The sequence below is a fragment of the Selenomonas sp. genome, assembly GCF_052169755.1.
Taxonomy (GTDB): domain Bacteria; phylum Bacillota; class Negativicutes; order Selenomonadales; family Selenomonadaceae; genus Selenomonas.
This window is the reverse complement of record NZ_JBQNBV010000133.1, coordinates 1-5,443: the sequence shown is the minus strand read 5'-3', so window position 1 is coordinate 5,443 and position 5,443 is coordinate 1. Positions and strand designations below refer to the sequence as shown.

Annotated in this window: 3 protein-coding genes; all 3 read left to right on the top strand. The window is 56.4% G+C overall.

Going from position 1 to position 5,443, the window contains the following annotated elements; genetic code table 11:
* The first annotated feature begins 562 nt into the window (after positions 1-562).
* Positions 563-2,266, top strand: coding sequence for a putative bifunctional diguanylate cyclase/phosphodiesterase (locus tag ACTTKG_RS08815; protein WP_442673844.1), 1,704 nt, complete (start codon positions 563-565; stop codon positions 2,264-2,266).
* 6 nt (positions 2,267-2,272) lie between these two features.
* On the top strand, positions 2,273-3,385 hold the full coding sequence (locus tag ACTTKG_RS08810) for an aldose epimerase family protein (RefSeq protein ID WP_442673843.1): 1,113 nt from the start codon (positions 2,273-2,275) through the stop codon (positions 3,383-3,385).
* Between the two features lie 224 nt (positions 3,386-3,609).
* Positions 3,610-5,166, top strand: coding sequence for a ClC family H(+)/Cl(-) exchange transporter (locus tag ACTTKG_RS08805; protein WP_442673842.1), 1,557 nt, complete (start codon positions 3,610-3,612; stop codon positions 5,164-5,166).
* Positions 5,167-5,443 lie beyond the last annotated feature (277 nt).

Sequence of the window (5,443 nt, the reverse complement as noted above, 5' to 3'; positions counted from 1 at the left end):
CAGCGTTACTAAGAGCAACGCGATTAAATCGTTTATCGTCATGAGCAACGCCCCCTTGCTGACCTATCCAAGAAGCAAGCCCGAAGGGCGCGGCTGATTGGCAAATAGGTCGTATGCGAAAACGTCCCGCAAATCAAGCTCGAAGAGCGCAGATGCGCGGCTGACGTTGACCGCTAGGGGCTAAGAATCGACCGCCTACCGTCTTGGTAGCACCGAGTATATTATAGCATACGAAGGCAGCTTGTGGGCTGTCTTTTTTTGTTGTGGGGGATGGATAAAATGCAAAAAAATGCTCGACTGGATCATAAAACACAAGACGCTGCTGCTGATCGCAGCCGTTACTTTGACGGCACAAAGCCGCACGGCGCGAGTGTGATGTGCAATGTGGTTGAGTGGTGAAATAAAAAGGAAAGCATCGCCCTTACATGAAACCGAGCCAATCGGTCTGCGCCTACGGCTTGACCTCTTGGGGTTTCATGGTAAAATATAATAAGTAGCGATGAAGTGTTTCTTTAGGACTCGTTGAAGTATCAGCGGCTCTCTTTTTGAGAAAGGTAATCTTATGGAAAAGAAACCTGTGATGATGATCGTGGACGATGAGGAAATGCACCGTGCTGTTCTCGCACAGTTTTTTCAAGCGGAGTATGAGCTTTTAGAAGCGACGAACGGCAGAGATGTGATGGCGCTGCTTGCCGAAAAACGCGTCGATGTCATACTGCTCGATCTCGTGATGCCCGGCATGGACGGCTTTGCATTGCTCGCTGCCCTAAAGCGCGACGAACGCTTGGCGGCGATTCCTGTCATCGTCACGACCGCAGGCAGCGAACGTGCCGCCGAGGTGCGTGCAATGGAGATGGGCGCTGCCGACTTCATCACGAAGCCTTACCATCCGGCGATCGTTTGCTGCCGCGTGAAAAACGTCATGGCACGCATGGAGAATGAGTGGCGAAAGCTCGAACAAGCGGCGCGTGAGAGGCAGATCCTTGAGATGCGCCACCATATTGAAGTAGATGCGCTGACAGGAATATACAACCGCGAGACATTTTATGAAAAGACAGTCGAGCTTCTGCAGCAAAATTCCGGAATGCGCTACAACCTTTTGTACTTCGATATCAACTGCTTCAAGATCATCAACGATCTTTTTCATGTTGAAACGGGAAATTTGATCTTAAAAACGGCGGGTACATATTTCAAAACGATCACGGAAGGCATCGGTCTTGCCGGGCACATGGAGGCGGATCACTTTGCCGTCTGTATGCCGGACGATATGCTCGACATCGACATTCTGCTCGAAGGTATCGACAATGCGATCTTCTCGCTTGGCATCAAGAATAATATTCTTTTTTATGCAGGCATCTATTCGGTGGATGATGTGCTCCTGCCGGTCGATCAGATGTGCGACCGTGCGCACATGGCGCTCAATACGATCAAGGGACGCTATAAGACGCGCTATGCTTACTACGATGAAAAGATGCGCGAGACGCTTCTCGAAGAGCAGATGATGCTCCGTGAGATGGAGTTTGCGCTCTCGGAGGGGCAGTTCTGCGTGTATTATCAGCCGGTCTACAGCATCAAGGCGGGACGCGCCGTCAGCGCTGAGGCGCTCGTGCGCTGGCAGCATCCGGCGGCGGGCCTCATTCCGCCTGTGCGCTTCGTGCCGCTCTTCGAGCGCAACGGTTTCGTCGTGCGGCTCGACCGCTTCGCGTGGGAGGATGTCTGCCGTATGCTCTCATCTCGTATTCGTGCAGGGCTGCCCGTCGTACCCGTTTCGGTCAACGTCTCACGGCTGAATTTCTATGACAGCGATTTTTGTGATACGGTCGTCAGCCTTTTGAAGAAGTACGATCTGGATCCTTCGCTCCTGCGCCTTGAGATCACCGAGTCCGCCTATACGGACAATCCGACGCAGCTGATGAATGTCTTGAAAAAGCTGCAAAGTCTTGGTTTGAAGATTCTCATGGATGATTTTGGCAGCGGCTACAGCTCGCTCAATATGCTTCGAAACTTAGCGGTTGATATCTTGAAGATCGACATGAGTTTTGTGCGCGATTTGGAAAACTCGCAGCGTGCGCCGGCGATTCTGCGGCGCGTCGTCGAGATGGCGCACGATCTCAGAATGGGCATCGTCGTCGAGGGCGTGGAGACGAAAGCGCAGCTGGATTTCCTGTCGAGCATCGGCTGCGACAAGATTCAAGGATATTATTTTGCAAAGCCCATGCCGCAGAAGGATTTTCTGGCACGCATAGAGAAAGAAGCAGAGAGGTGATGACAGATGGCGAAGATAACGAAAAAGGCATTTGGCGAGCTTAAGAACGGCAGGCTCATCACACTTTATACATTGGAGAACAGCTACGGGATGAAGCTCTCTGTCATGGACTATGGGGCGCGTGTGCAGTCGCTCATCGTACCGGACAGGGAGGGAAAGTGCATCGACGTGGCGCTCGGCTACGAGGATCTCAAAGGCTACGAGGCGGACGATAAGTATTTCGGCGCGATTGTCGGCCGCTCGGCGGGACGCATCGCTTTCGGTGATCTGCCCATCGACGACAAAACGTATGTCTTGGAATGCAACGAGGGCAGAAACCACTTGCACGGCGGCTCGCTGGGCGGCTATGATAAGAAGGTCTGGACGGCAGAGGAAAAAGCGGGTGCGCTGACGCTCTGCTATATGAGCCCGGCAGGTGAGGGCGGATACCCCGGCGATTTGAAGATGACTGTGACGTATGCGCTTTCGGAGAAGAATGAGGTCGTCGTTTCCTATGAAGCGGAGGCGAACGGGGATACGATCTGCAATCCTTCGCATCATACATACTTCAATCTCGAAGGATTCTGCTCGGGATCCGTGCTCGATCAGAAGATTCGCATTTTCGCGGAGAAGTACACGCCGACGGACAACGAGCTGATTCCGGACGGACGCATTCTGCTCGTCGAAGGGACGCCGCTCGATTTTCGTGAGATGAAAGAGATCGGCGCACGCATCGACGCGCCGTTCAGTCAGATGCGCTGGGCGGGCGGCTATGACCACAACTTCGTGCTGGATCGAACCCCGGCGGAGGAAGAAGCGAAAGAACTGGGGCTTGGCGAAGATGCTGCGTGCCCTGTGGACTACACGAAGCTTCACAAGCTCGCGCATGTCTATGCGGAAAAGACGGGCGTCTATATGCGCGCCTATACGACGCAGCCCGGCGTACAGTTCTACTCGGGCAACCACTTAGACGGCGTGCTCTCCGGCAAGGCGGGCGCGGCGTTCGCCCCGCGTGCGGGCTTTACCCTCGAAGCGCAGGTGTTCCCCGACGCGGTGCATCACGCGAACTTCCCGCAGTCGATCCTGCGCCCGGGCAAGGAGTGGCGTGCGCAGACCGTGTTCGCTTTCGGCTTGGCGTGATGGGGCGCTTATAAGCGAGCCGTTTTATCAGCGTTTCCTTAAGAAGCCCGCTCATTCCCCTTCGACTAAGATTCTCGTTCAAGCGGAGCGCGTTTGAATCTTGGTTGTTATTTAGGGGAATGGGCGGGCTTTCGTTTGCGAAATCCCGTGCTTGTGTAGGGCGTCCCATCACAGGAAAGAGGCGGGGTTTCGTGGGATTGCGCTTTGTATGCGGAGGAGATACGATGCCGGAGAATATCGAGCGTGCGCTTCTCTATGTGAAAAAGCCTGCGCATTTTCGCCTGCGTCTCTTTGCCGACGGGCTTCTGATCGGCGTTCTTGTGGGCGCGGTCATCGCGCTCTATCACTGGCTGTTGGAGAGCGCCGATCACTTGCGCCCCGTGCTGTACGACTTCTTGCGCGACGCCTCGCCGCTCTGGACGGGCGGCTATTTTCTCGCGCTGCTTGCCGTTTCTGGCGTCGTCCGGCGGCTCATGCAGCTCGATGCAATGGTCGGCGGCGGCGGCATTCCCGATCTCAAGGGTGTCTTGCGCGGCGAAAGCCACCTTCACTGGCTGCGCGTGCTCTTCGGCAAATTCGTCGGCGTCGTGCTGGCGATCGGTGCGGGGCTGTCGCTCGGGCGCGGCGGACCGAGCGTGGAGATCGGCGCCTGTGTGGGGGCAGGGGTCAGCCGCATTGCCGGACGCTCGCGGGCGGAGGAGCGATTTCTTCTGACGGCGGGGGCAGGCGCGGGCTTCGCCGCCATCTTCAACGCCCCCTTGGCGAGCCTTGTCTTTTCCTTCGAAGAGCTATCGAAGAACTTCTCACCGCAGATGCTCATGGGTGTTCTCGGTGCGTCGATCGCCGCAGGATTCTTCACGCAGGAGATCTTCGGCGTCGGTCCGATGTTTGCCGTTGGTTCGGTGCTTCCCGTGCCGCTCGGCGGAGCATATCTCTTGCTCTTTTTGCTCGGCGCTTTTTCGGGCGCACTCGGCAGGCTCTTCAACGGTATGCTCATCGGCTCGCTCGATACATGGGCGAAGTCGCCGCTGCCCGCTTGGCTTCTGGCAGCGATTCCGTTTTTGGCGGCGGGCGTGCTCGGCTTCTTTTTGCCCGACGTCTTATCGGGCGGCAACTTCCTCGTCAATCGTCTTGTAGAGGAGCCGCTGTTTTTCGGCGCGCTTCTCGCCGTCTTTGTCGGCAAAATGCTCTTTACCGTCTTTTGCTATGGCTCTGGCGTGCCCGGCGGCATTTTTCTTCCCGTGCTCGTCTTGGGGGCGCTTTCGGGGGCAATCTTCGCCGCAGGCGCGACGGCGCTCGGCGTCCTGCCGACAGCGCTCTCCTCGACCTTCGTCGTCCTTGGCATGGCGGGATTCTTCGCGGGAAGCATCAAGGCGCCGCTGACGGCAAGCCTGCTCATCATGGAGATCACAGGCTCCTTTGAGCATCTGCTCGCCGTCGTCTGCGTCGCTTCCGCCGCTGTACTCGTCAGCGATCTTATCGGCGGCAGCCCCATCTACGATGCGCTTTATGAACGTTCGCGCCGACGGCGCGAAGAGATCGAGGGAGCCGTACGCCGCCGCATCTTGACGGAGCTGTGTATCGCTTCCGGAAGCGTCATGGAAGGGCGAACCATCGCCTCGATCGCATGGGGGGCGCACAGCCACGTCATCAACGTGCGGCGCGGCGCAGAGGAACTGCTGCCGCAGGGAAACGTGCAGCTCAAGGCGGGAGATATGCTCTATGTTCTGACGGATGCGCAGGAAATTGCCGCCCTAGAGCGGGCGGCGGGGGAAAGATGAAATTACGAAAGACATAAAAGGTATTTATGTGTTATAATACAAGTGGTGCTACTATACGGGATAGGCGGTCGATTCTTAGCCCCTGAAAGGGCGGTCAACGTCAACCAATCGCGCTTCGCCTTCGGCTCACGCTCTTGGGACGTTTTCGCATACGAGCCGTTTGCCAATCAGCTGCGCCGGCAGGCTTGCTTCTTGGACGGCTCAGCAGGGCATTGCCAATGGAACTGTACGATTTTTTGTCGTTCGTTTTCCTTGTGACGATTTGTGTCGTTGCGTT